This is a genomic window from Pseudomonas sp. NPDC077649, from assembly GCF_044542855.1.
Classification (GTDB): Bacteria; Pseudomonadota; Gammaproteobacteria; order Pseudomonadales; family Pseudomonadaceae; genus Aquipseudomonas.
Window position 1 is genome coordinate 69,555 of record NZ_JBITVF010000001.1, and the last position, 23,828, is coordinate 93,382.

The 23,828-nt window shown below is 68.7% G+C and carries 23 protein-coding genes; 14 read left to right on the forward strand and 9 right to left on the reverse strand.

Going from position 1 to position 23,828, the window contains the following annotated elements:
- Positions 1 to 81 precede the first annotated feature (81 nt).
- From ACIGFL_RS00295 to ACIGFL_RS00320, 6 genes are all read left to right on the forward strand, one after another.
- Complete coding sequence (locus ACIGFL_RS00295) at positions 82 to 1,323, forward strand: 3-hydroxyacyl-CoA dehydrogenase NAD-binding domain-containing protein (protein WP_397495736.1); 1,242 nt, start codon at positions 82 to 84, stop codon at positions 1,321 to 1,323.
- Entirely contained in the window at positions 1,320 to 3,110 is a 1,791-nt protein-coding gene (locus ACIGFL_RS00300) for an acyl-CoA dehydrogenase C-terminal domain-containing protein (protein ID WP_397495737.1), read from the forward strand. Before ACIGFL_RS00295 ends, ACIGFL_RS00300 begins: the two co-directional genes overlap by 4 nt.
- A gap of 138 nt (positions 3,111 to 3,248) precedes the next feature.
- Positions 3,249 to 4,412, forward strand: a complete 1,164-nt coding sequence (locus ACIGFL_RS00305) for an iron-containing alcohol dehydrogenase (protein WP_397495738.1) — start codon at positions 3,249 to 3,251, stop codon at positions 4,410 to 4,412.
- A 55-nt stretch (positions 4,413 to 4,467) separates the two neighbouring features.
- On the forward strand, positions 4,468 to 4,902 hold the full coding sequence (locus ACIGFL_RS00310) for an acyl-CoA thioesterase (RefSeq protein ID WP_397495739.1): 435 nt from the start codon (positions 4,468 to 4,470) through the stop codon (positions 4,900 to 4,902).
- Between the two features lie 63 nt (positions 4,903 to 4,965).
- Positions 4,966 to 6,030: a DUF2157 domain-containing protein gene (locus ACIGFL_RS00315; protein WP_397495740.1), complete on the forward strand. Its 1,065-nt coding sequence runs from the start codon at positions 4,966 to 4,968 to the stop codon at positions 6,028 to 6,030.
- The gene (locus ACIGFL_RS00320; RefSeq protein ID WP_397495741.1) at positions 6,027 to 6,797 is read left to right on the forward strand and encodes a DUF4824 family protein; all 771 of its coding nucleotides are present in this window, start codon (positions 6,027 to 6,029) and stop codon (positions 6,795 to 6,797) included. Before ACIGFL_RS00315 ends, ACIGFL_RS00320 begins: the two co-directional genes overlap by 4 nt.
- Here ACIGFL_RS00320 and ACIGFL_RS00325 read toward each other — a convergent pair.
- Positions 6,791 to 7,258: a glycine zipper domain-containing protein gene (locus tag ACIGFL_RS00325; protein WP_397495742.1), complete on the reverse strand. Its 468-nt coding sequence runs from the start codon at positions 7,256 to 7,258 to the stop codon at positions 6,791 to 6,793. The genes ACIGFL_RS00320 and ACIGFL_RS00325 overlap by 7 nt on opposite strands.
- A 145-nt stretch (positions 7,259 to 7,403) precedes the next feature.
- Positions 7,404 to 8,492 carry a substrate-binding domain-containing protein gene (locus ACIGFL_RS00330; protein WP_397495743.1) on the reverse strand — a complete coding sequence of 363 codons (1,089 nt, stop codon included), beginning with the start codon at positions 8,490 to 8,492 and terminating at the stop codon, positions 7,404 to 7,406.
- A 202-nt stretch (positions 8,493 to 8,694) separates the two neighbouring features.
- Between ACIGFL_RS00330 and ACIGFL_RS00335 the strand changes: the two genes are divergently transcribed.
- The 6 genes from ACIGFL_RS00335 (at position 8,695) to lysM (ending at position 15,487) form a co-directional block, all read left to right on the forward strand.
- The gene (locus tag ACIGFL_RS00335) at positions 8,695 to 9,189 is read left to right on the forward strand and encodes a formate dehydrogenase subunit gamma (protein WP_021443503.1); all 495 of its coding nucleotides are present in this window, start codon (positions 8,695 to 8,697) and stop codon (positions 9,187 to 9,189) included.
- Positions 9,186 to 10,757: a formate dehydrogenase beta subunit gene (locus ACIGFL_RS00340; RefSeq protein ID WP_397495744.1), complete on the forward strand. Its 1,572-nt coding sequence runs from the start codon at positions 9,186 to 9,188 to the stop codon at positions 10,755 to 10,757. Before ACIGFL_RS00335 ends, ACIGFL_RS00340 begins: the two co-directional genes overlap by 4 nt.
- A 15-nt stretch (positions 10,758 to 10,772) precedes the next feature.
- The gene (fdhF, locus tag ACIGFL_RS00345; protein WP_397495745.1) at positions 10,773 to 13,616 is read left to right on the forward strand and encodes a formate dehydrogenase subunit alpha; all 2,844 of its coding nucleotides are present in this window, start codon (positions 10,773 to 10,775) and stop codon (positions 13,614 to 13,616) included.
- 94 nt (positions 13,617 to 13,710) lie between these two features.
- A complete protein-coding gene (locus ACIGFL_RS00350) occupies positions 13,711 to 13,956 on the forward strand; it encodes a formate dehydrogenase subunit delta (RefSeq protein WP_397495746.1) in 246 nt (81 codons plus the stop codon).
- Between the two features lie 172 nt (positions 13,957 to 14,128).
- The gene (gene fdhD / locus ACIGFL_RS00355) at positions 14,129 to 14,956 is read left to right on the forward strand and encodes a formate dehydrogenase accessory sulfurtransferase FdhD (RefSeq protein ID WP_397495747.1); all 828 of its coding nucleotides are present in this window, start codon (positions 14,129 to 14,131) and stop codon (positions 14,954 to 14,956) included.
- A gap of 93 nt (positions 14,957 to 15,049) precedes the next feature.
- On the forward strand, positions 15,050 to 15,487 hold the full coding sequence (gene lysM / locus ACIGFL_RS00360) for a peptidoglycan-binding protein LysM (RefSeq protein ID WP_397495748.1): 438 nt from the start codon (positions 15,050 to 15,052) through the stop codon (positions 15,485 to 15,487).
- Between the two features lie 35 nt (positions 15,488 to 15,522).
- Here the strand turns inward: lysM and yrfG are convergent, their stop codons facing one another.
- Complete coding sequence (gene yrfG / locus ACIGFL_RS00365) at positions 15,523 to 16,203, reverse strand: GMP/IMP nucleotidase (RefSeq protein WP_397495749.1); 681 nt, start codon at positions 16,201 to 16,203, stop codon at positions 15,523 to 15,525.
- A 125-nt stretch (positions 16,204 to 16,328) separates the two neighbouring features.
- Between yrfG and nudE the strand changes: the two genes are divergently transcribed.
- Both nudE and cysQ read left to right on the forward strand, forming a co-directional pair.
- Complete coding sequence (gene nudE / locus ACIGFL_RS00370) at positions 16,329 to 16,895, forward strand: ADP compounds hydrolase NudE (protein WP_021443835.1); 567 nt, start codon at positions 16,329 to 16,331, stop codon at positions 16,893 to 16,895.
- Positions 16,892 to 17,713: a 3'(2'),5'-bisphosphate nucleotidase CysQ gene (gene cysQ, locus ACIGFL_RS00375; RefSeq protein ID WP_397495750.1), complete on the forward strand. Its 822-nt coding sequence runs from the start codon at positions 16,892 to 16,894 to the stop codon at positions 17,711 to 17,713. The genes nudE and cysQ overlap by 4 nt, the downstream gene beginning before the upstream one ends.
- A gap of 64 nt (positions 17,714 to 17,777) precedes the next feature.
- Here the strand turns inward: cysQ and ACIGFL_RS00380 are convergent, their stop codons facing one another.
- The 6 genes from ACIGFL_RS00380 to ACIGFL_RS00405 all read right to left on the reverse strand — a co-directional run bounded on the left by ACIGFL_RS00380 (position 17,778) and on the right by ACIGFL_RS00405 (position 23,826).
- Positions 17,778 to 19,685 carry a beta-ketoacyl synthase gene (locus ACIGFL_RS00380; RefSeq protein WP_397495751.1) on the reverse strand — a complete coding sequence of 636 codons (1,908 nt, stop codon included), beginning with the start codon at positions 19,683 to 19,685 and terminating at the stop codon, positions 17,778 to 17,780.
- 311 nt (positions 19,686 to 19,996) lie between these two features.
- Positions 19,997 to 21,268: a dihydroorotase gene (locus ACIGFL_RS00385; protein WP_397495752.1), complete on the reverse strand. Its 1,272-nt coding sequence runs from the start codon at positions 21,266 to 21,268 to the stop codon at positions 19,997 to 19,999.
- Positions 21,268 to 22,275 (reverse strand): aspartate carbamoyltransferase catalytic subunit, encoded by a 1,008-nt coding sequence (locus tag ACIGFL_RS00390; protein WP_021444027.1) that lies wholly within the window; start codon positions 22,273 to 22,275, stop codon positions 21,268 to 21,270. The genes ACIGFL_RS00385 and ACIGFL_RS00390 overlap by 1 nt, the downstream gene beginning before the upstream one ends.
- A gap of 10 nt (positions 22,276 to 22,285) precedes the next feature.
- On the reverse strand, positions 22,286 to 22,789 hold the full coding sequence (pyrR, locus tag ACIGFL_RS00395) for a bifunctional pyr operon transcriptional regulator/uracil phosphoribosyltransferase PyrR (RefSeq protein WP_021444026.1): 504 nt from the start codon (positions 22,787 to 22,789) through the stop codon (positions 22,286 to 22,288).
- Between the two features lie 30 nt (positions 22,790 to 22,819).
- Positions 22,820 to 23,257, reverse strand: a complete 438-nt coding sequence (gene ruvX, locus ACIGFL_RS00400; RefSeq protein WP_021444025.1) for a Holliday junction resolvase RuvX — start codon at positions 23,255 to 23,257, stop codon at positions 22,820 to 22,822.
- Positions 23,257 to 23,826: a YqgE/AlgH family protein gene (locus tag ACIGFL_RS00405; protein WP_397495753.1), complete on the reverse strand. Its 570-nt coding sequence runs from the start codon at positions 23,824 to 23,826 to the stop codon at positions 23,257 to 23,259. The genes ruvX and ACIGFL_RS00405 overlap by 1 nt, the downstream gene beginning before the upstream one ends.
- Positions 23,827 to 23,828: the final 2 nt, after the last annotated feature.

Consider the following 23,828-nt stretch of genomic DNA (forward strand, 5'->3'; position numbering starts at 1 on the left):
TCACAAGACTAAATTTCAAAAATAGTAGCGGCTTGCTTATGGTGACCCAAGCTTTTTCCTGCGTACCCGAGAGGAACAACAATGACTCAAGTCGTCTCGCCGCTTCGCTGTGCCGCCGTGATCGGCGCCGGCACCATGGGCCGCGGCATCGTCATCAGCCTGGCCAATGCCGGCCTGCGTGTGCTGTGGCTGGACAACAACCCGCAGATGGTCGAGCAGGGCCTGGCGATGGCCGCGGACACCTGGGCGCACAACGTCGCCAAGGGCCGCATCGACGCGGCCGAGGCCGCAGCGCGGCGGGCGCGTGTCGAGGCGGTGGACGGCTACGCGGCGCTGGCCGATGCCGATCTGGTGATCGAGGCGGTGTACGAGAATCTCGAGCTCAAGCAACGCATCTTCCGCGAGCTGGACGGGCTGATGAAGCCCGGCGCCATCCTCGCCAGCAATACCTCGGCGCTGGATATCGACGCCATCGCTGCCGTCACCTCGCGGCCGGAGGCGGTGCTGGGCCTGCACTTCTTCAGCCCGGCGCACATCATGAAGCTGCTGGAGATCGTCCGCGGCGCCAGAACCGCGCCTGCCGTGCTGCAGGCCGCGCAGGAGCTGGGCAAGCGCATGGGCAAGGTGGCGGTGGTGGCCGGCAACTGCCACGGCTTTATCGGCAACCGCATGCTGCATACCTACGTGCGTGAGGCGCGCATGCTGCTGCTCGAGGGCGCCTGGCCGCAGCAGGTGGATGCGGCGCTGCAGGGCTTCGGCTTCGCCATGGGGCCGTTTCGCATGTACGACGTGGTCGGCATCGACCTGGAATGGCGCGCCCGCGAGCTGGCCGGCCGGGGCCAGGACGACCCGGCGGTGCAGGTGGATAACCGCCTGTGCGAGCTGGGTCGCTTCGGCCAGAAGAGCGGCCAGGGCTATTACCGCTACGCACCCGGCAGCCGCCAGGCCGAGCACGATCCGCAAGTGGACGCGCTGGTACAGGCCGAGGCCGAACGCCTGGGCTTCACCCGCCGCGATATCGGCACCGAGGAAATTCTCGAGCGCTGCCTGCTGGCGCTGGTCAACGAGGGGGCGAAGATTCTCGAGGAGAACATCGCCGCCAACAGCCGCGACATCGATCTGGTGTATCTGAACGGCTACGGCTTTCCCGCCGAGCGCGGCGGGCCGATGAGCTGGGCCGACGGCGAGGGTGTCGCGGCGATTCATCGGCGTCTGCTGCAACTGACCGAGCGTTTCGGCGCGCACTGGCAGCCGGCGGCGCTGATCGAGCGCCTGGCCGCGGAGAACAAGCATTTCAGCGACGTACAGGAGGGCCGGGTATGAGCTATCAGGCGCCATTGCGCGATATGCGCTTCGTGCTGCACGAACTGTTCGACGCCGCCGGCCACTGCGAGCGCCTGGGCAACGGCCTGGATCGCGAGCTGATCGACGGCGTACTGGAAGAGGCGGCGGCCTTCGCCGCGGGCGAGGTCGCGCCGCTCAATCGCAACAGCGACGAGGAGGGCTGCCGCCTGGAGAATGGCCAGGTCAGCACGCCCAAGGGCTTTGCCGAGGCCTACCGGCAGTACGTGGACAACGGCTGGGCGAGCATGACCGGGCCGGTGGAGTACGGCGGCCAGGGCTTCCCGCAGCTGGTGGCCTTCGCCTTCCACGAAATGCTGATGGGCGCGTCGCTGTCGTTTCGCGTCTACTCCGGGCTGACCGAGGGCGCCGTGCTGGCGCTGCACAAGCACGGCAGCGAAACGCTCAAGCAGGCCTATCTGGAAAAGCTGGTCAGCGGCCGGTGGACCGGCACCATGTGCCTGACCGAGCCGCAGGCCGGCACCGACCTGGCCCTGCTGCGCACCCGCGCCGAGCCGCAGGCCGATGGCAGCTACAAGGTCAGCGGCAGCAAGATCTTTATCAGCGGCGGCGAGCAGGATCTGTCGGAAAACATCGTCCATCTGGTGCTGGCGCGTCTGCCCGATGCACCGGCTGGCGTGAAGGGTATTTCGCTGCTGCTGGTGCCGAAATTTATCGCTGCCGCCGACGGCACACCGGGCGAACGCAACACGCTGTCGTGTGGCGCGATCGAGCACAAGATGGGCATCAAGGGTGCCTCCACCTGCGTGATGAACTTTGACGGCGCCACCGGTTGGCTGGTGGGCGAGGCCAACCAGGGGCTGGCCTGCATGTTCACCATGATGAACGACGCGCGCTTTCAGGTCGGCCTGCAGGGCCTCGGCATTGGCGAGGCAGCCTTCCAGGGTGCGCTGCGCTACGCCCGTGAACGCCTGCAGTCGCGTGGCCTGGCGGGTGTGCAGGCGCCGGACAAGGCGGCCGATCCGATCATCGTGCACCCGGATGTGCGGCGCATGCTGCTGACGCAGAAGACCCTGGTCGAGGGTAGCCGCATGCTCGCCGCCTACACCGCACGCCAGCTGGATCTCGAGCACGGTGCCGAGTCGGCCGAGGCGCGCAAGGCGGCCGGCAAGCGCGCGGCGCTGCTGATCCCCATCGTCAAGGCGTTCTTCACCGACATGGGCCAGGAAGTGGCCAGCCATGGCGTGCAGGTCTATGGCGGCCACGGCTTCATCCGCGAATGGGGCATGGAGCAACTGATGCGCGACAGCCGCATCACCCAGCTGTACGAAGGCACCAACGGCATCCAGGCGCTGGACTATATCCGCCGCAAGCTGCTGGGCGACGGCGGCGCCGAATTGAGCGCGCTGCAGGCCGAGTTCAGCCAGCTGTGCGATGCCCAGAGCACGCGCCCGGTGCTGAAGGAAATGGCGACCGGCGTGCAGGCCCGTCTGGGCGAATGGCGTGAGCTGAGCACGCAAGTGCTCGCCGCCTGCCAGCGCGACCCGCAGGAGATTGGCGCCACTTCGGTGGATTTCCTCCAGTACTCGGCCTATGTGCTGCTCGCCGGTTTCTGGCTGCAGGCCGCGGCGCGGGCGCAGGATGCGCTCGAGGCAGAGAGCGGCGAGGCGGCGTTCTACCAGGCCAAGCTGCACAGTGCCGAGTTCTACCTGCGCCGCGTGCTGCCGCGCGCCAGTGCGCACCGCGAAGCCCTGCTGGGCGGCGCGCAGTGCCTGATGGCTATGGATGAGGACAGTTTCGCGTTCTAGCGCGGGTTATTGGTGCGCGCGGCGCACCCTGCGTCTTCAGGGTGCGCCTCGTACGTAGGGTGCGCTGTGCGCACCATCTGCCACCGATTGCACGATCAACCCCGGATTGCATCCGGGCTACAACAAGAGGAGCACCCCATGCATCCCTTCAGCTTCGCCACCACCGCGCAGATCCTCTGCGAATCCGGCGCCAGCCTGCGTCTGGCCGAACTGTGCCGCGAGCGCGGCGCACAGCGCGTGCTGATCATCACCGATCCCGGCATCACCCGCCTGGGCCTGCTGGAACCCCTGCTGCCGGGCTTCGCCCGCGCCGGCATGGGCGTGCAGGTGTTCGACCAGGTGCTGGCCGATCCGCCCGAGGCCGTGGTGCTGGCCGCCGTGACCCAGGCCCGCGAGCTGCAGGCGGAGCTGGTGGTCGGTTTCGGCGGCGGCAGCTCGATGGACGTGGCCAAGCTGGTGGCCTTGCTGGCGCATCCCGACTGCGCCCAGGCGCTGGGCGAGATCTATGGCGTGGGCAATGCCCGCGGGCGGCGCCTGCCGCTGATCCAGGTGCCGACCACCGCCGGCACCGGCTCGGAGGTGACGCCGATCGCCATCGTCACCACCGGCGAGACCACCAAGATGGGTGTGGTTTCGCAGCTGCTGCTGCCGGATCTGGCCCTGCTCGACGCCGACCTGACCCTCGGCCTGCCAGCGGCGGTCACCGCGGCCACCGGCATCGACGCCATGGTGCATGCCATCGAGGCCTATACCAGCGCGCTGAAGAAGAACCCGCTTTCCGACCTGCTGGCGCGCGAAGCGCTGCGTCTGCTGGCAGCCAACCTCGATGAGGTGGTGCACAACGGCGGCAACCGCGACGCGCGCCAGGCCATGCTGCTCGGCGCCTGCCTGGCCGGGCAGGCCTTCGCCAACGCGCCGGTGGCGGCGGTGCATGCGCTGGCCTATCCCTTGGGCGGGCATTTCCATATTCCCCACGGGCTGTCCAACGCCCTGGTGCTGCCGCAGGTGCTGGCCTTCAATGCGCCAATGGCCGCGCCGCTGTACGCCGAGCTGGCGCCGTTGGTGTTGGGCGAGCAGTTGCGGGCGGGCAGTGCGGCGGCGCAGACCGAGCAGTTGATCGAGGCCCTGGCCGGTTTCAGCCAGCGCAGCGGCCTGCCGACGCGGCTGCGCGATGCCGGGGTGAGCGAGGCCATGTTGCCGACGCTGGCGGCGGACGCCATGCTGCAGCAGCGCCTGCTGGTGAACAATCCGCGCGAAATGAACGAGCAGCAGGCGCTGGCCATCTATCAGGCGGCCTATTGAGACGAGCTTGCCGTAAGGTGCGCCGCGCGCACCGAAGCCACCCCAAGGATTATCGATGAGCCAACCCCAACACCTGCGTGGCGACTACCGCCATTTTCAGCCGATCACCACGCGCTGGCACGACAACGACCTCTACGGCCACGTCAACAACGTGACCTATTACAGCTACTTCGACAGCGCGGTGAATGCCTACCTGATCGCCGAGGGCGGCCTGGACATCCATGCCGGCGAGGTGGTCGGCTTCGTCGTCAGCTCCAGCTGCGACTACTTCGCCTCCATCGCCTTCCCCGACGCCATCGAGGTCGGCCTGCGCGTCGGCAAGCTGGGCAACAGCTCGGTGCAGTACGAGCTGGCGGTGTTCAAGGCCGGCGAGCAGCAGGCCTGCGCCGCCGGACGCTTCGTCCATGTGTTCGTCGACCGTGCGAGCAATCGCCCAGTACCGATTCCGCCGGCCCTGCGCGCGGCGCTGGAACGCCTGCTGGTGGCCTAGTCCGGGTTCGCCAGGATCGAGCAGCCTGCTAGGCTGTGGGCAGTCATCTGCCAGGTAGTGTCCATGTCCGATCTCGAGCGCGAGCAGGCGCAGCAACGCGCCGCGCGCATCGCCGCCTTCGCCGAGGAGCTGGCCGAGCTGCGTCGCGAGCAGGTGCTGCAGCTGAGCGAGGTGCAGGAACAGGCGGTCGCCGCCCATCATCGGCAATTGCTGACGCATTACCGGCAGACCCTGGATATCGACGCCGATGTCCGCGCGCGCCAGCTGTCGCTGGGCATGCGCCTGGCCTCGCTGTTCGGCGCGCTGGCTCTGGCGGCCGGATTGTTCTTTTTGTTCTACCAGTTCTGGGGGCTGTTCGACGCCGCGGCCCAGGTCGCCATCCTGCTCGGCAGCAGCCTCGGCAGCCTGGCGCTGTGCTTCTGGCTGCAGCGCCGCGACGCCTCGGGTTACTACGCCAAACTGGCGGCCGTGCTGGCCTTCGTCTGCTTCGTGCTCAACCTGACGCTGCTCGGGCAGATCTTCAATATCACCCCCTCGCCCAATGCCCTGCTGCCCTGGGCTGCGCTGGCCCTGCTGCTGGCCTACTCGGTGCGCCAGCGCCTGCTGCTGGTGGCGGCGCTGCTGTGCCTGGGGCTGTTCGTCGCCGCGTGGCTGAGCGACTGGGCTGGCTGGCACTGGTGGGCGCTGGGCCAGCGGCCGGAGCACTTCATGCCGCTGGCGATGCTGCTGTTGCTGCCGCAATGGCTCGACCAGCGCCGCTACCCGGGGTTTGCCGCCTGTTACCGGGCGCTGGGCCTGCTTTACCTGCTCGGCCCGGTATTGCTGCTGTCCTACTGGGGCGAGACCAGCTACCTCGACTGGCCGGTGCGTGGCGTCGAGGCCTTCTACCAGGTGCTGGGCTTCGTCCTGGCGGGCCTGGCGGTCTGGCTCGGCATCCGCCGCGGCTGGGGCGAGGTGGTCAACGGCGGCCTGGTCTTCGCCCTGCTCATGCTGTTCGCCAAGCTGTTCGACTGGTGGTGGCAGCTGCTGCCGCGCTACCTGTTCTTCCTCCTGCTCGGGCTGATCGCCCTGCTGTTGCTGGTGCTGCTGCAACGCTGGCGGCGCAGCGCCCAGGACGGTGCGGCATGAACCGCGCGCTGTGGCTGGGCCTGGGCTTGATCCTGCTGAGCAACGCGGTCGCCCTCGGCGGCGTCTGGTACAACCGCAGCGGCGAGCCCGAGGCGCGCCTGACGCTGAGCCCGCGCGAGCTGGAGCCGGTGTCCGATGCCCTGTTGCGCGGCGAGGAGAACAGCGGGCTGCGTCTGCGGCTGACCTGGCGCCATGCGGCCGGCAATGCGCGGCTGCCCTGGCTGGACGCGGCCAAGCTGGACGAACTGGGCTTCAGCGCCGATGACCTGGAGCGGCCGCTAAGCCGTCAGTTGCCGCGCAGGGTCTGGCTGGTGCTGGAGTTGGACGGTCCGGCTTATCGCCGCCAGCTGGACGGCGCGCGCCAGGCCCTGCAGGCCGCCGAAAGCGCCCTGCAGGCGGCGCCGGACAACCAGGAGCTGCAGCGCCAGCGCGACGAACACCGCCGCCAGCTGCAATACGAGGAGCAGCAGGCCAGTCGGCTGATGCTGGTGGATGCGGGCGTAGATGCCGAGGCGCTGCGTCGGCGCTGGCCGGATCGGCGACGGCAGGTGCTGCTGTCCGGGCGGATCGAGCCCTATCGGCACGGCGCGCAGGCGGATTACGGTGCCAGTATCCGCCTGGACGGCGCTCGCTTGAGCCTGCCCCGCGCCAACCGCGAGCTGTTTCGCGGTTGGCCGCGGGGCCATGACGAAACAGGGCCCAAGGTGCAGGTCGAAGTCGCCTTCGGCCGTCGCCATGAGCCCTGGGTGCTCAGCGTTCGTCAGTGATGACGATGCCAGTGCTTCTTGTGCTTCCGCTTGCCGTGGTAGTGGTGGTGATGCACGTCGCGGCGGTAACGACGGTCGTCGCGGTGGTAATGGCGATCATCGTAGCTGGCGTTGCCCATATGGTTGCCCAGCGCGCCGCCGGCGCCGCCGCCCACCGCCGCGCCGACCAGGCCGCCGGTGTTGCCGCCGACCTGCTGGCCGATCACGTTGCCGCCGGCCGCGCCCAGGGCGCCGCCGATGGCGGCTTCGGTGCGGCTGCGTCGATCCGCGCCGACCGCGCTGCCGGCCGCGCCGCCGATACCGGCGCCGATGGCCGCGCCGGTATTGCCGCCGACCTGTTTGCCGACCGCAGCGCCCAGCACTCCACCCAGAGCGCCGCCAATACCGGCTTCGGTATTGCCGGCCAGGGCGGCGCCACTGGTCAGGCTAAGGGAGAGGAACAGCAGTTGCAGTGACTTCATGAACACCTCGATGACAGAGCCGCCTTGCGGCGAGAGTTGCTCCATTGACCTGCGGCGCCCATGCCGGGTTCCCGACCTCCCGTCGGCCACTGGTCTGGTTGTGGAACTGGTTCACGGTTTCGCCAAACGGGCGCAGGGGTGGCGCTCACAGCAGGCTCTCGCGGCCCCACTGCTCCAGCGCCTGGGTCAGCGGCAGCACCTCGCCGGGGCGGCTGAGGGCGTAGCCGGGCAGTTGGCCGATGCGCGCCTGGAACTCCGGGTTCTGCAGCACCCGCAGCAGGGCGGTCATGGCCGGCAGCTCGAGGCTGTCCTCGCGGCACAGCAGGCAATAGTGCTCGCGGGCCATGGGGATGAAATCCAGGCCGAAGCGGCGCGCCGCCGCCTCGACGCCGAAGCCGGCGTCGGCCATGCCGCTGGCGACGTAGGCGGCCACCGCCGCGTGGGTGAACTCCTCGTTGTGAAAACCACTGATCGCCGCGCTGTCCAGGCCGGCGCGCTGCAGCAGGTCCTGCAGCAGCAGGCGGGTGCCCGAACCGGGCTCGCGGTTGACGAAGCGCAGCTCGCCGCGCGCCAGGTCCGCCAGGCCGCGCACGCCGTGCGGGTTGCTGGGGGCGAGCATCAGCCCCTGGGTGCGCACGACGAAGGTGATCACCCGCTGGTCGGGGCGCAGCCAGGGCTGGATGCGGGCCATGCTCAGCGCGCCGAGCGGGCCGGCCGGCACGTGCAGGCCGGCCACCTCGCAGTCGTGGCGATGCAGGGCGATGATCGCCTCGCTGCCGCTGCGAAACTGCACCTCCCACTGCCAGCTGGGGTCGCGCTCCAGCCACTCGCGCAGCGCCGCCACGGCGAAACCGTGGCTGGCATGGATGCGCAGGCCGGGGTTGCTGGCCTGCAGCACCCGGTTCAGCTCCAGCTCCAGCTCGCCGGCCAGGTTGTCCAGCTGCGGCGACAGCCGCGCGCGGATGCGCTGGTCGGCCCACAGCAGTTTCTCCCCCAGCGGCGCCAGGCGCGCGCCCTTGCCGCGTTCCAGCTCGATCAGCGGGCTGCCGAAGAACGCCTGCCACTTGCCCAAGAGGTTCCAGGCATGGCGGTAGGAATAGCCGACGCGGGCGGCGGCCTCGGTGAGCTTGCCGGTGTCGTGTACCGCCTGCAGCAGTTCCAGCCCCTGCGGGTCGAGGCTGCTGCCGTCGCGCTGGTGGAAACGCCAGCGCGGCTGGATATCGATACGGATCATATGTTCAAGGCTTCATATTTGTGTGGCCAATTTCCCATGTTAGTTTGCCGTGCATGGGCGCTTTGCGTCCGAGTATAAGAACTTTACTTCATATATGGCGAGCCCAATGGCTTCGCTTGGGATAAGCCGACCAGCAGCCGTGACTGGCGCGGATTATCTCCCCCGACAGTACCGGCGACCTCCGCCGGCTGGAGCATCGAATATGGCTGTTCTTCCCCAGCGCTTTGCCCCCGAGCAGTGCCAGGCCGTCGCCCGCGAGGTACTGGCCGCCCACCGCGGCCAGCCCGGCGCCCTGCTGCCGATCCTCCACGACATCCAGGACCGCCTCGGCGCGGTGCCGCCCGAGCTGCTGCCGCTGATCGCCGAGGACCTCTGCCTGTCGCGCGCCGAGGTGCACGGGGTGGTCAGCTTCTATCACGATTTTCGCGCCACGCCGCCCGGTCGTCAGGTGCTCAAGCTGTGCCAGGCCGAGGCCTGCCAGTCGATGGGGGTCAAGGCGCTGACCGCCGAGCTCGAGGAGAAACTCGGCCTGCCGCTGGGCGAGACCCGCGCGGACGGCAGCCTGAGCTTCGAGCCGGTGTACTGCCTGGGCAACTGCGCCTGTGCGCCGAACGCCATGCTCAACGGCGAGCTGCACGGCCGTGTCGATGCCGATGAACTGCTGGCGCTGCTGGCCGAACAGGAGGCACGCGCATGAGCGAGTCGATCAAGGTCTTCGTCCCGCGCGACGCCACCGCGCTCAGCCTGGGCGCCGACAAGGTGGCCCAGGCCATAGTCGCCGAGGCTGCGGCGCGCGGTATCGAGGTACAACTGGTGCGCAACGGCTCGCGCGGGCTGTTCTGGCTCGAACCGCTGGTCGAGGTCGCCACGCCGGCCGGCCGCGTCGCCTACGGTCCGGTCAAGGCGCGCGACGTCGCCGGCCTGTTCGATGCCGGTTTCCTCGAAGGCAAGGCGCATGCGCTGGGCCAGGGCCTGACCGAGGAGATCGACTACCTCAAGCGCCAGGAGCGCCTGACCTTCGCCCGCGTCGGCATCACCGACCCGCTGTCGCTGGAGGATTACCTCGCCCACGACGGCTACCGCGGCCTCAAGCGCGCCCTCGGCATGACGCCCGAGGCGATAGTCGCCGAGGTCACCGAGTCCGGCCTGCGCGGCCGTGGCGGCGCGGCCTTCCCCACCGGCATCAAGTGGCGCACCGTGCTCGGCTGCCAGGCCCAGCAGAAGTACATCGTCTGCAACGCCGACGAAGGCGACTCGGGCACCTTTTCCGACCGCATGGTGATGGAAGACGACCCCTACGTGCTGATCGAGGGCATGTGCATCGCCGGCCTGGCCGTTGGGGCGACCAAGGGCTACATCTACCTGCGCTCGGAATACCCGCACGCCGAGGCGGTGCTGCTCGAGGCCATCGCCCGCGCCACGGCCGCCGGCTACCTGGGCGACGACCTGCTCGGCAGCGGCAAGGCCTTCCACCTGGAGCTGCGCCGCGGCGCCGGCGCCTATATCTGCGGCGAGGAAACCGCGCTGCTGGAAAGCATCGAGGGCAAGCGCGGCACCGTGCGGCCGAAGCCGCCGCTGCCGGCCATCGAGGGCCTGTTCGGCCAGCCGACGGTGATCAACAACGTGATCTCGCTGGCTTCGGTGCCGATCATCCTCGACAAGGGCGGCGCCTATTACAGGGACTACGGCATGGGCCGCTCGCTCGGCACCTTGCCGATCCAGCTGACCGGCAACATCGCCCGCGGCGGCCTGATCGAGAAGGCCTTCGGCATCACCCTGCGCGAGCTGCTCTACGAGTACGGCGGCGGTTCGGCCAGCGGCCGGCCGATCCGCGCTGTGCAGGTCGGCGGCCCGCTCGGCGCCTACCTGCCCGAGTCGCAGTTCGACACGCCGCTGGACTACGAGGCCTTCGCCGCCCTCGGCGCGGTGCTCGGCCACGGCGGCATCGTGGTATTCGACGACAGCGTCGACATGGCCGACATGGCCCGTTACGCCATGGAGTTCTGCGCGGTGGAGTCCTGCGGCAAGTGCACGCCCTGCCGCATCGGCTCGACCCGCGGCGAGGAGCTGCTGGCGCAGATCATAGTCGCTCGCTCCGAAGGCCCGCAGCCGGGGCGCATCGAGCTGCTCAAGAGCCTCTGCGACACCATGCTCGGCGCCTCGCTCTGCGCCCTTGGCGGCATGACCCCCTATCCGGTGATGAGCGCCATCAACCACTTTCCCGAGGACTTCGGCATGGCGCAAGACGCCGCCGAAGCCCGCTGATCCGGAGGCGTCCCCATGGCCCTGTATCGTGAACTCGACTATGGCACCCCTGCTCGCAGCGGTGCTCCGGTAACCCTGGAAATCGACGGCAACGCCATCACCGTGCCGGCCGGCACCTCGCTGATGCGCGCGGCCCAGGAGGCCGGCATCGCCGTGCCCAAGCTGTGCGCCAGCGACAGCCTGGAACCCTTCGGCTCGTGCCGCCTGTGCATGGTGGAAATCGAAGGCCGCCGCGGCTTCCCGGCGTCCTGCACCACCCCGGTGGAGGCGGGCATGGTGGTGCGCACGCAGAGCCCGAAACTGGCCGAACTGCGTCGCGGCACCATGGAGCTGTACATCTCCGACCACCCGCTGGACTGCCTGACCTGCTCGGCCAACGGCAACTGCGAGCTGCAGGACATGGCCGGCGTGGTCGGCCTGCGCGAGGTGCGCTACGACCCGGTGAAGACCCACCTGGCCGAGGCCAAGGACGAGTCCAACCCCTATTTCAGCTACGACCCGGCCAAGTGCATCGTCTGCAACCGCTGCGTGCGCGCCTGCGAGGAAGTGCAGGGCACCTTCGCCCTGACCATCGACGGCCGTGGCTTCGATTCGCGCGTGGCTGCCGGCCAGGACGAGGACTTCCTCGACTCCGAGTGCGTGTCCTGCGGCGCCTGCGTCAACGCTTGCCCGACCGCCACGCTGATGGAAAAGTCGGTGATCGAGCTGGGCCAGGCCGAGCGCAGCGTCACCACCACCTGCGCCTACTGCGGCGTCGGCTGCTCGTTCAACGCCGAGGTCAAGGGCAACACCGTGGTGCGCATGGTGCCGAACAAGAATGGCCACGCCAACCACGGCCACGCCTGCGTCAAGGGCCGCTTCGCCTGGGGTTACGCCACCCACCCGGACCGCATCAAGACGCCGATGATCCGCGACAGCATCCATGAGCCCTGGCGCCCGGTGAGCTGGGACGAGGCCATCGGCCATGCCGCCCGGCGCTTCAAGGAGATACAGGCGCAGTACGGCAGCCACGCGGTCGGCGGGCTGACCTCCTCGCGCTGCACCAACGAGGAAACCTACCTGGTGCAGAAACTGGTGCGCGCCGCCTTCGGCAACAACAACGTCGACACCTGCGCGCGGGTCTGCCATTCGCCGACCGGCTACGGCCTCAAGGTGACCCTCGGCGAGTCCGCCGGTACCCAGGACTTCGACTCGGTGCTGGCCGCCGACGTGGTGCTGGTGATCGGCGCCAACCCCACCGACGGCCACCCGGTATTCGGCTCGCAGCTCAAGCGCCGTCTGCGCGAGGGTGCCAAGCTGATCGTCGCCGACCCGCGCGGCATCGACCTGGTGCGCAGCCCGCACATCAAGGCCGAGCATCACCTGCAGCTGCGTCCGGGCAGCAACGTCGCCCTGCTCAATAGCCTGGGCCACGTGATCGCCACCGAGGGCCTGATCAACGAGGCCTTCGTCGCCGAGCGCTGCGAGGCCGAAGCCTTCGCACAGTGGCGCGCCTTCGTCAGCGAACCGCGCAACAGCCCCGAGGCCATGGAAGCCCTGACCGGCGTGCCGGCCGCCTCGGTGCGCGCCGCCGCCCGCCTGTATGCCAGCGGCGGCAACGCGGCGATCTACTACGGCCTGGGCGTCACCGAGCACAGCCAGGGCTCGTCCACCGTGATGGCGATCGCCAACCTGGCCATGGCCACCGGCAATATCGGCCGGCCCGGGGTGGGGGTGAACCCGCTGCGCGGACAGAACAACGTGCAGGGCTCCTGCGACATGGGTTCCTTCCCCCACGAACTGCCGGGCTACCGCCACGTCTCCGACCCGGTGGCGCGGCCGCAGTTCGAGGCGGCCTGGGGCGTCAAGCTGCTCGACGAGCCGGGCCTGCGCATCCCCAACATGTTCGCCGCGGCCCATGCCGGCACCTTCAAGGGCATTTACATCCAGGGCGAGGACCCGGCGCAGTCCGACCCCGACACCCAGCACGTCACCGATGCGCTCAAGGCCATGGAGTGCGTGGTGGTGCAGGACCTGTTCCTCAACGAAACCGCCAAGTACGCCCACGTGTTCCTGCCCGGAGCCTCTTTCCTGGAGAAGAACGGCACCTTCACCAACGCCGAGCGGCGTATCTCGCCGGTGCGCAAGGTGATGCCGGCGCTGGCCGGCAAGGAAGACTGGGAAGTGACAGTGGCGCTGTCCAACGCCCTCGGCTACCCGATGCACTACCGCCATCCGTCCGAGATCATGGACGAGATCGCCGCGCTGACGCCGACCTTCAGCGGCGTCAGCTATGCCAAGCTCGAGCGCCTGGGCAGCATCCAGTGGCCGTGCAACGACGAGGCGCCGCAAGGCACGCCGATCATGCACGAGGACGCCTTCGTGCGTGGTAAGGGGCGCTTCATGGTCACCGAGTACATCCCCACCGACGAGCGCACCTCGCGCAAGCGGCCGCTGGTGCTGACCACTGGGCGCATCCTCTCGCAGTACAACGTCGGCGCGCAGACCCGGCGCACCGCCAACACGGCCTGGCACCCCGAGGACGTGCTGGAACTGCACCCGGTGGACGCCGAGGACCGCGGCATCAAGGACGGCGACTGGGTCGGCATCGACAGCCGCGCCGGCGAGACGGTGCTGCGCGCCAGGGTCACCGAGCGCATGCAGCCGGGGGTGGTGTACACCACCTTCCACCACCCGGAATCCGGCGCCAACGTGATCACCACCGACAACTCCGACTGGGCCACCAACTGCCCGGAGTACAAGGTCACCGCGGTACAGGTGCGCAAGGTCGAGGCGCCATCAGACTGGCAGCAGGAGTTCGATACCTTCACCCGCGAGCAGGTCAACCTGCTGCCGCAGATCAAGGTGGTGCAGCTATGACCGGCGTGCGGGGCACCTGCCCGGCGGCCTGGCTATCGCTGCGCTCGACCTACGCGGCCCGACCCATCCTACCCAGGGGGACTTTTCGATGGGCATGAACGCCACGCAACTGATCAAGATGGCCAACCAGATCGGCGCCTTCTTCGCCTCCCAGCCCGATCCCGCCCAGGCGCGCACGGAGTATGCCCAGCACCTCAAGCGGCAGTGGGACCCGCAGATGCGCACGGCGCTCTACGCTCACCTGGACGCCAGCGGCGGTGAGGGCCTGAGCGAGTTCGTGCTGCAGGTGCTGCGCGATTTGCGCGGGCAGATCGAGCCGCAGGCCGCGCGAGCCCTGTAGGGTGTCGCGGGGCCGCCCAGGCTGTGCGCACCAGACAGCTGCAAGTGTCGGATAACCTAAAGTCTCGGTTCGGCGTAGGGTGGATGACGCTCTTTTCATCCACCATTGCGGCACCACGGTGGATCGGTAAAGCGTGATCCACCCTACGATCCTCGCGAGGAGCCAGCATCCCATGTCACGCCGTACCGCCGACCCGCTCGCCGATGATCGCACCGCCCACCCGGCGCGGGACGGCTACGCCTATGTCGAGCTGGACCAGGCGGCGCGCAGCGGTCATGCGGTGCTGGCCGAGGAATGCGCCCTGGCCATCGCCTACAACGGCATCAGCCATGCGGTGATGATGGTCTCGCCCAGCGCGTTGGAGGATTTCGTGGTCGGCTTCAGCCTGAGCGGCGCGCTGGTCGAGGGCGTCGAGGAAATCTACGACATCCAGATCGGCCGTCAGGGCGAGGCCTTCCACGCCGAGGTGCAGATCGCCAACCGCGCCTTCTGGGCGCTCAAGCAGCAGCGGCGCAGTCTGGCCGGCACCAGCGGCTGCGGCCTGTGCGGGGTGGCGGCGCTGGAGCAGGCGCTGCCGCAACTGACCGAGCTGGCCGACAGCCCCCTGCCGCCGGCCGCGCACCTGCATGAGCTGCGCGCACGCATCGCTGCGGTGCAGCGCCTGGCGCGCCACAGCGGCGCGCTGCACGCCGCGCTGTTCGTCGACGAGCAGGGCGAGATCGTCCTGTGCCGCGAGGATATCGGCCGCCACAACGCCCTGGACAAGCTGATCGGCGCGCTGCGCCGCGAGGGCCGCGACGGCCGCCGCGGTTTCGCCGTGGTCACCAGCCGCTGCAGCCTGGAGCTGATCCACAAGGCGGTGCGCGCCGGCTTCGCCAGCCTGGTCAGCCTCTCCGCGCCCACCGACCTGTGCGTGCGCTGGGCGCGCCAGCACCGCCTCAACCTGATCCACCTGCCGCACCATAGCGCGCCGAGGGTCTACAGCCCGGCGCCACTCTGAGACCAACGGCACGCCCACCCGCCCTGCAGCATCTAGACTTGCGCTTCCGGGCGCTGCCTGCCCGGCCATCCACAAGGCACGAGAGGAATCGCCATGAGTATCTTCGCCTTTGTCAAAGAAGCCGGGGTCAAGCTGTGGGAGTCGCTGGTGGGTCAGGAGGCGCAGGCCGCCGAATCGCTCAAGGAGCACGTGGCCAAGGTCGGCCTGGGCAATCCGAATATCGAGGTCAGCGTCGAGGGCGACAAGGTAACCGCCCGCGGCGAGGTGGCCAGCCAGGAAGAGAAGGAGAAGATCCTCCTGGTCCTGGGCAACGTCGCCGGGGTCGGCGAGGTGGACGACCAGATCGGCGTCGCCACGCCGGCGCTGGCGGCGCGCTTCGTCACGGTGAAGAAGGGCGACACCCTGAGCGCCATCGCCAAGATCGAATACGGCAACGCCAATGCCTATATGAAGATCTTCGAGGCCAACAAACCGATGCTCGGCCACCCGGACAAGATCTATCCGGGGCAGGTATTGCGCATTCCCGAATAAACACGCCTCCCCTGCAGGGGGCGGTCAGCCGGCGCCTACGACAAGCGCATCCCGGCTAGCCCCTGCAACAGCGCCCGATAATCCTCCACCGCGGCGAACTCCTCGGTGTCCTTGGGACCGGCCTGGCTGTCCGGCTGGCGTACGGCGAGCAGCTGGGCGACGCCGAAGCGTCCGGCGCTGCGCAGGATTGGCAGACTGTCGTCGATGAACAGGCTGCGCGCCGGGTCGAACTCGACGTCCTGGCGCAGGGCGAACCAGAACTGCTGGTCCTCCTTGGGAAAGCCGTAGTCGTGGGAGCTGATCAGCCGCTCGAACCAGGGCGCCAGCTCCACGCGTTCGAGCTTCAGCGACAGCGAGTCGCGGTGCGCGTTGGTGATCAGCACCACGCGCTTGCCGGCCTCGCGCAGGGCGCGCAGGAACAGCTCGGCATCCGGACGCAGAGCGATCAGATCGGCCACCTCGCGCTTGAGATCGCGGATCGAGAGGTTCAGCTCGCGGCTCCAGAAATCCGTGCAGTACCAGTTCAGCGTGCCGGCGTGCTGGCGAAACAGTGGCAGTAGCTCGGCCTCGGCCAGCGCCAGGCTGAGGCCGTGGTGCTCGGCGTAGCGCTGCGGCAGGTGCTTGAGCCAGAAGTGGTTGTCGAAGTGCAGATCGAGCAGGGTGCCGTCCATATCCAGCAGGACGGTGTCGATCTGGTGCCAGGGCAGTGGAAGCATGGGGACGTCTTGCGCTCGAAGGTCGTGAATCTGCCGGCCTGCGTCGCGAACGTGCAATCTGCGCCGGGGATAATCGGAAAAGCCGCGGTATGATAACCCGCCAGGTCACGCCAAGGAGTCGTCCCATGCGTCAGAAGCCCACGGTACTCGCCCGTGAAATAGTCGCCAGCAGCCGCCTGTTCCGCGTCGAGGAGCTGCAGCTGCGCTTTTCCAATGGCGTCGAGCGGACCTACGAGCGTCTGGTGGGCAAGGGCGTCGGCTACGGCGCGGTGATGGTGGTGGCGATGCTCGATGCCGAGCATGCGGTGCTGGTCGAGGAATACTGCGGTGGCACCGACGACTACCAGCTGTCGCTGCCCAAGGGCCTGATCGAGCCGGGCGAAGACGTGCTGGTGGCGGCCAACCGCGAACTCAAGGAGGAGGCGGGTTTTGGGGCGCACGAGCTGGAATACATCACCGAGCTGAGCCTGTCGCCGGGCTATATGAGCCAGAAGATCCAGGTGGTGCTGGCGCGCGACCTGTACGAGGAGCGCCTGCCGGGCGACGAGCCGGAGCCGATGCGGGTCGACCGGATCAACCTGCGCGAGCTGTCCAGCCTGGCCCAGCACGCCCAGTTCAGCGAGGGCCGCGCCCTGGCCGCGCTGTACCTGGTGCGCGACCTGCTGAGTCAGCGTGGGGAGTTCGTGCAGTGAGTCATCCCTATATTCCCCAGGTGATCGAACTGGTACGCGCCGCCGGCGCGGCGACCCTGCCGTACTGGCGCAGCGACGTGGCGGTGACGGAGAAGGCCGATGCCTCGCCGGTCACCGCCGCCGACCTGGCTGCCCACCATATCCTGCTCGATGGCCTGCGCGCGCTGGCACCGGCGGTGCCGGTGCTGTCCGAGGAGGCCGCCGACATTCCCCTGGCCGAGCGCGCCGGCTGGACGCGCTGGTGGCTGGTCGACCCGCTCGATGGCACCAAGGAATTTATCGCCGGGTCGGAAGAATTTACCGTCAATGTCGCGCTGATCGAGCACGGCCGCGTTGTGTTCGGCGTGGTCGGCATTCCGGCCAATGGGCGCTGCTATTACGGTGGCGCTGGTCTGGGTGCCTGGCGCAGCGAAGTGCCGGGTGGCGAGCAGCCGATCGGCGTGCGTCTGGCGCCGGCGCAGGGCTTTACCCTGGTGGCCAGCAAGCGCCATTCGAGCCCGGCCCAGGAGCGCCTGCTCGGCGGCCTGGCCGCGCGCTTCGGCGAGCCGGCGCTGGCCAATATCGGCAGTTCGCTGAAATTCTGCCTGCTGGCCGAGGGCAATGCCGACTGCTACCCGCGCCTGGCGCCCACTTCGCAGTGGGACACCGCGGCGGCGCAGGGCGTGCTGGAAGGGGCGGGCGGCGAAGTGCTGGATCTGGCCGGCGCGCCGCTGGCTTACCAGGCGCGCGAATCCTTTCTCAATCCGTCGTTCCTAGCCTTGCCGGCCGCCGCCGAGTGGCGTGGCGAGCTGATCGAGCTGGCGCGCGGGTTGGCATAAAACCAGCGGGAGGGGCTTCAGTGGCGATTGTCGCGGCTGAAGCCCCTCCCACAGCGCCACACGCTCAATCGAGCATATCGCGGTAGCGCTCGTCCTTCTTGAACACCAGCGGCTGGTCGAAGCCGGGCACCTTCACTTCTTCGGTGGTGATGGAGATCGCCTGGTCGTCGATCATGTCGTTGCCGAAGTTGTAGATGATGTTCAATTGGCCCAGCAGCGCCTGGCTATCGTAGGCCGCGGCCGCGGTGCGGGTGGCTTCGCGGCGGGCCAGGTAGGCGTCGAAGGCGGCCTGGCCGTGGCGCTTGCGCAGCATGCGCTCGACCACGTGCGGGGCCAGCACCAGGGCGCTGGCGTTGTTGCCGCCGAAGCCCTTGGAGTTGATAAAGGCCACGTCCATTGCCTGCTCACCCAGCTTCCGATCGACGGTGGACAGGCTCAGGTGCTGCTGGTGCACGTCGCCGGCCACCGCGTCGATGGTCTTCAGGCCGGGCAGGATGCCGTACTTGAAGGCGCCGAGGGCGGCGATCACCTGGTCGCCGCTGGCGGTGGCCAGGGAATGGCCGACGAAGGCCTTGACCGCGGTGATCGGCCACTGCTCGATGCCGAAGGCGCTGGCGACGCGGTCGAGAATCTCCGACTCGGTGACCCGGTTGGCCGGGGTGCTGGAGCCGTGGGCGTGGACGAAGCTGCGACTGCGCACGGCGTCCAGGCCGAGCAGCTGCACGGCGCTGGCCACGGCCTTGGCCACGGTCAGGTAGTTGCCGGGACCGGGGGCGGAGATGGATTTCTTGAAGCCGTCGGCGTTGATGAACACGTCCGGCACCGCGCCGTGGATGTCGGCGCCCAGCTCCAGGGCCAGCTCGTCGTCCATCAGCACCACGAACTGGCAGGCCTCGGCCAGGGTGAAGCCGCAGTTGTCGCCGAACGGGCGGCTGGCGCGGCGGAAGTCGACATCCTGCTTGCCCTCGATCTGACGCAGGCCTTCCTCGGTGGCCAGCGCGCCCATGGCGCCGTAGCCCTCGATGCACTCCTGGTTGATCGGCGCCTCGCTGCTGCCGACGATGACCACGCGCGCCTTGCCCGAGGCGATCTGCTCGATGCCCTTCTGCAGGTTGTAGAGGAAGGTGGCGCAGGCGCCGGTGATGCTGCCGGTGGTGCCGACGCTGCCGAGCACGTAGGCGTTGATGAAGTCGGCCGGCATGGTGTTCAGGCCCAGGGCCAGCTGCTTGGCGGTGACCCGGCCGCCTTTCAGGCGCGACTGCATCATGCCGCCGAAGCCGTTCTCGTCGAGCTGGCTCATGATGCAGCTGGCGAACACGGCGATCTCGTCCGGCGCCACATGCTGGACGATGCGCTGCCAGTCGATGCCCACCGAGCGCAGCGCGTCGGTGACGCCGACCACGGTCATGGCCAGGCCGCGCGGGTGGAAGCGCGAGTTGTACAGCTCGCTCGGTTCGAAGCCGGTGGGCAGCTGGCCGGCGGACTTCACCGCCAGCGGGCGGTAGCTGTCGACCTTGAACTCGCAGCTGTCGTGCAGGGTGACCTGCACCTCGCTGGCATTGAGCTCCTGCACCGACCAGTTGGCCGGCAGCGGTTCGGGCAGCTGCTTGCGCAGGGTGAGGAAGCTGAGGCTGCCGCTATGGCCGGGGGCCAGGCCGATGCTCTTCTGCCAGTGGGCGGCGTCCGGGTCGAGATGCTGCTTCTCGATGCGGCGCACCAGGGTGCCGGCGAGAATCTGCTCGGCGTAGCGGCTCTCGATTTCCCCCAGGCTTAGCGGCTGGCCGTCCTGATCGCGGTACTGGCCGTCGACCACGCGCACCAGCTTCATCATCTGCGCCAGCCCGGCCAGCGTCTCCTGGCGCGCGCGGGCGTCCAGGGTCTCGATCACGGTGCGGCGAAAGCCATGGTGGAAGGAGCTGCGCCCGGCTGCGTTGTACCCCCCAAAACCCACGATCACAGGTAAGCGCGACATAACTCAAAAGCTCCTGAACTGGGCCAGCGCGACGCCGAGCCGGCGCCTTGCGGCGCGGGCGCGGATCCCAAAGCGGTGGCGTATGCAAAGATTCGGCTGCCTATCCTGACGTGGATCATGACCGTCGAGTCACTCATCCGACCAATGTCGTGGCGAGCGAAAAGCATGCCGCGGGCAGGACAGCTCGTCGTGGGCGTCGTTAATCCCAGGGGCGGATCCGGGGGGGGCGCCGCGCGCAGCAAGGGTTTTCCAGGTGGATGCGCACTAACAACAAGCCCGCCGGATGGCGGGCTCGTGCACTGCTGGTCGCATCAGGCCTGGTAGCTGATATGACCATCCACCAGGGTGTAGCGCACCGCGCCGGGCAGGCAATGGTCGATAAAGGGGCAGTTGCCGCCCTTGGAGTACCAGCGTTCGCCGGCCAGGGTGGAGGCCTGCGGATCGAACAGCACCAGGTCGGCTGCGGCGCCGACGGCCAGACGACCGGCCGGCAGGCGCAGCGCGTCGGCCGGGCCGCTGGACAGACGCGCCAGCAGCGTCGGCAGGTCCAGCAGGCCGTCCTGCACCAGGCTCAGGGCCAGCGGCAGCAGCAGCTGCACGCTGCTGATGCCCGGCTCGGTGGCGGCGAAGGGCGCCAGCTTGGCGTCGCGCTCGTGCGGCTGGTGGTGGCTGGCGATGGCGGCGATCACCCCGGCCTTCACCGCCTCGCGCAGGCCGTCGCGGTCGGCCCGCGAGCGCAGCGGCGGCTGCACGTGGTAGAGGCTGGAGAAGTCGATCAGCGCCTCGTCGGTGAGGATCAGCTGGTACAGCGCCACGTCCGCGGTCACCGGCAAACCGCGCGCCTGGGCGGCGGCGATCAGCTCGGCGCCGCGGGCGCTGGTGATCTGGCTGAAGTGTGCGCGCACGCCACTCTGTTCCACCAGCAGCAGGTCACGGGCCAGGGCCACGGTCTCGGCGGTTTCCGGGATGCCGGCCAGGCCGAGGAAGCTGGCGGTCGGGCCTTCATGGGCCAGGCCGCCTTCGGCCAGATCGGCGTCCTGCGAGTGGAAGATCACCTGCAGGTCGAAGGTGGCCGCGTATTCCAGCGCGCGGCGCAAGGTGCGGCTGCTGCGGAAGTTGTCCAGGCCGTTGCCGAAGGCGACGCAGCCGGCATCGCGCAGCGCGACGAGTTCTGCAAGCTGCTCGCCGGCGAGGTTCTTGCTCAGCGCGCCGATGGGGAAGACCTTGGTGTGGCCGGCCTCACGGGCGCGGTCGAGAATCAACTCGGCCACCGCCGGGGTGTCTAGCACCGGGCGGGTGATCGGCGGGCAGCACAGGCTGGTGACGCCGCCGGCCGCGGCGGCCAGGGTTTCGCTGGCGATGCTGCCCTTGCGGCTGTAGCCCGGTTCGCGCAGGGCCACCGACAGGTCGACCAGGCCGGGGGCGGCGATCAGGCCCTGGGCGGCGAGCGTCTGCTCGGCGATGAAGCCGGCCGGCGCCTGGTCGATGGCGACCAGCTTGCCGCCGTCGAGATAGAGATCGGCGACCCGATCCAGGCCGCTGCTGGGATCGATCACGCGGGCGCCGAGGATTGCGGTGCGCATCAGTTGGCCTCCTCGGCATTGAGTTGACGTTGGGCGTTCTGCCCGCTCATGGCCATCGACAGCACGGCCATGCGGATGGCGATGCCGTAGGTGACCTGGTTGAGGATCACCGACTGCGGGCCGTCGGCCACCGCCGACTCGATCTCCACGCCGCGGTTTATCGGCCCCGGGTGCATCACCAGGGCGTCGGGCTTGGCCAGCGCCAGGCGCTGCTCGCTGAGGCCGAACAGGCGGTAGAACTCGCCTTCGCTGGGCAGCAGGCCACCCTGCATGCGCTCGCGCTGCAGGCGCAGCATGATCACCACGTCGACGTCCTTGAGGCCCTCGTTGGCGTCGCTGAACACGCGCACGCCGTAGCTTTGTTCGAGGCCGATGGGCAGCAGGGTCTTCGGCGCGATCACGCGGATGTCCGGGCAGCCCAGGGTCTTCAGTGCCAGCATGTTCGAGCGCGCTACCCGCGAGTGCAGGATGTCGCCGACTATGGCCACCGACAGATTCTCGAAGTCGCCCTTGTGCCGGCGGATGGTGAGCATGTCGAGCATGCCCTGGGTCGGGTGGGCGTGGCGGCCGTCGCCGCCGTTGATGATCGCCAGGTTCGGGCAGACGTGCTCGGCGATGAAGTGCGCGGCGCCGGAGTCGGCATGACGCACGACGAAGATGTCGGCGGCCATGGCCTCGAGGTTGCGCAGGGTGTCGAACAGGGTCTCGCCCTTGCTGGTGGAGCTGGTCGACACGTTGAGGCTGATGACGTCGGCCGACAGCCGTTGGGCCGCCAGTTCGAAGGTGGTGCGGGTGCGCGTGGAGTTCTCGAAGAACACGTTGCACACGGTCTTGCCGCGCAGCAGCGGCACCTTCTTCACCGCGCGCGCACCGACCTCGAGGAAGGAGTCGGCGGTGTCGAGGATTTCGGTCAACAGCTCGCGGGGCAGGCCGTCGAGTGAGAGGAAATGGCGCAGCTGGCCTTGGTCGTTCAGCTGCAGCGGGCGCTTGGCGGCGAGTGGCGTCATCGCGGGAGTCTCAGTTGGCGAGCGTCTGGAGTTCGAGGGTCAGCGGCGTGGGGCCGGACAATTTTACCCGCTCGTTGGCTGCCAGCGACAGGCTGGCGCCGACCACGTCGGGGCGGATCGGCAGCTCGCGGGCGCCCAGGTCGAGCAGGCTGACCAGGGTCACGCTAGCCGGACGGCCGTAGTCGAACAGCTCGTTCAGCGCGGCGCGGATGGTGCGCCCGCTCATCAACACATCGTCGATCAGCACCAGGTGCTGGCCTTCGATCTCGAACGGCAGTTCGGACGGTTGCACCTGCGGGTGCAGGCCGTTCTGGGTGAAGTCGTCGCGGTAGAAGGACACGTCGAGCACGCCCAGCGCGTCGTCGCGCCCCAAGGCGGCGAGCAGGGCCTGGGCGACCCAGACGCCGCCGGTGCGGATGCCGATAAAGCGCGGCTCGGCGATCTGCCGCTGGTTCAGGTGCTGGGTCAGGGCGCTGGCCATGGCCGGCAGCAGCTCGTTGGGGTTCGGTAGCATGGCGAAACTCCTTGGTGCGGGCCGAGTCGCTCAGCCCGGACAGTTTTCCTCGAGCCAGCCCTGCAGCAGCAGGGCGGCGGCAATGGCATCCACCGGGCGCTCGCGGTAGCCGCCGCTCTGGCCTTCGCGCAGGCGCTGGCCCTTGGCCTCGAAGGTGGTCAGGCGTTCGTCGTGGGTGTAGGCGGGCAGGTTGAAGCGGCCATTGAGGCGGCGGGCGAATTTCTCCGCGCGGGCGCTCATCTCGCTGGGCGTGCCGTCCATGTTCAGCGGCAGGCCGACCACCACGGCATCCGGCTGCCATTCCTTGATCAAGGCTTCGACCCGGCTCCAGTCCGGCACGCCGTTCTGCGCCTTGAGCACGCACAGCTCGCGGGCCTGGCCGGTGATCACCTGGCCGACGGCGACGCCGATCTGCTTGGTGCCGTAGTCGAAGCCCAGCAGCAGGCGCAGCGGCTTGCCCTCGGCCATCAGGCGTGCCCGGCTTGCGAGGTGAGCAGGCTGAGGTTGACCCCCAGGCGTGCGGCGGCGGCATTGAGGCGCTGGTCGAAGGGCAGGTCGAAGAGAATGGCGCTGTCGGCCGGGCAGGTCAGCCAGGCGTTGTCGGCCAGCTCCGCTTCCAGTTGCCCGGCCTCCCAGCCGGCGTAGCCGAGGGTGATCAGGTACTTGTCCGGGCCCGTGCCGTCGGCGATGGCGAACAGCACGTCCTGCGAGGTGGACAGGCCCAGCTCGCCCAGCTCCAGGGTGGCCTGGAACTGCGGGCCGGCCGGGTGCAGGACGAAGCCGCGGTCGGTCTGCACCGGGCCGCCGGCGAAGATCGGCAGGCTGTGGCACAGCGCCGCCGGCTCCTCCTCGGGGCGCAGCTGTTCCAGCACGTCGGCCAGGTTGAGGCCGTTGGGCTTGTTGATCACCAGGCCCATGGCGCCCTGTTCGTTGTGTTCGACCAGGTAGGTGACGGTGTGCGCGAAATGCGGATCGGCCATGTGCGGCATGGCGATCAGGAAGTGGTGCTTGAGTGAGGTGGGGGCTGAAATCTTCATGG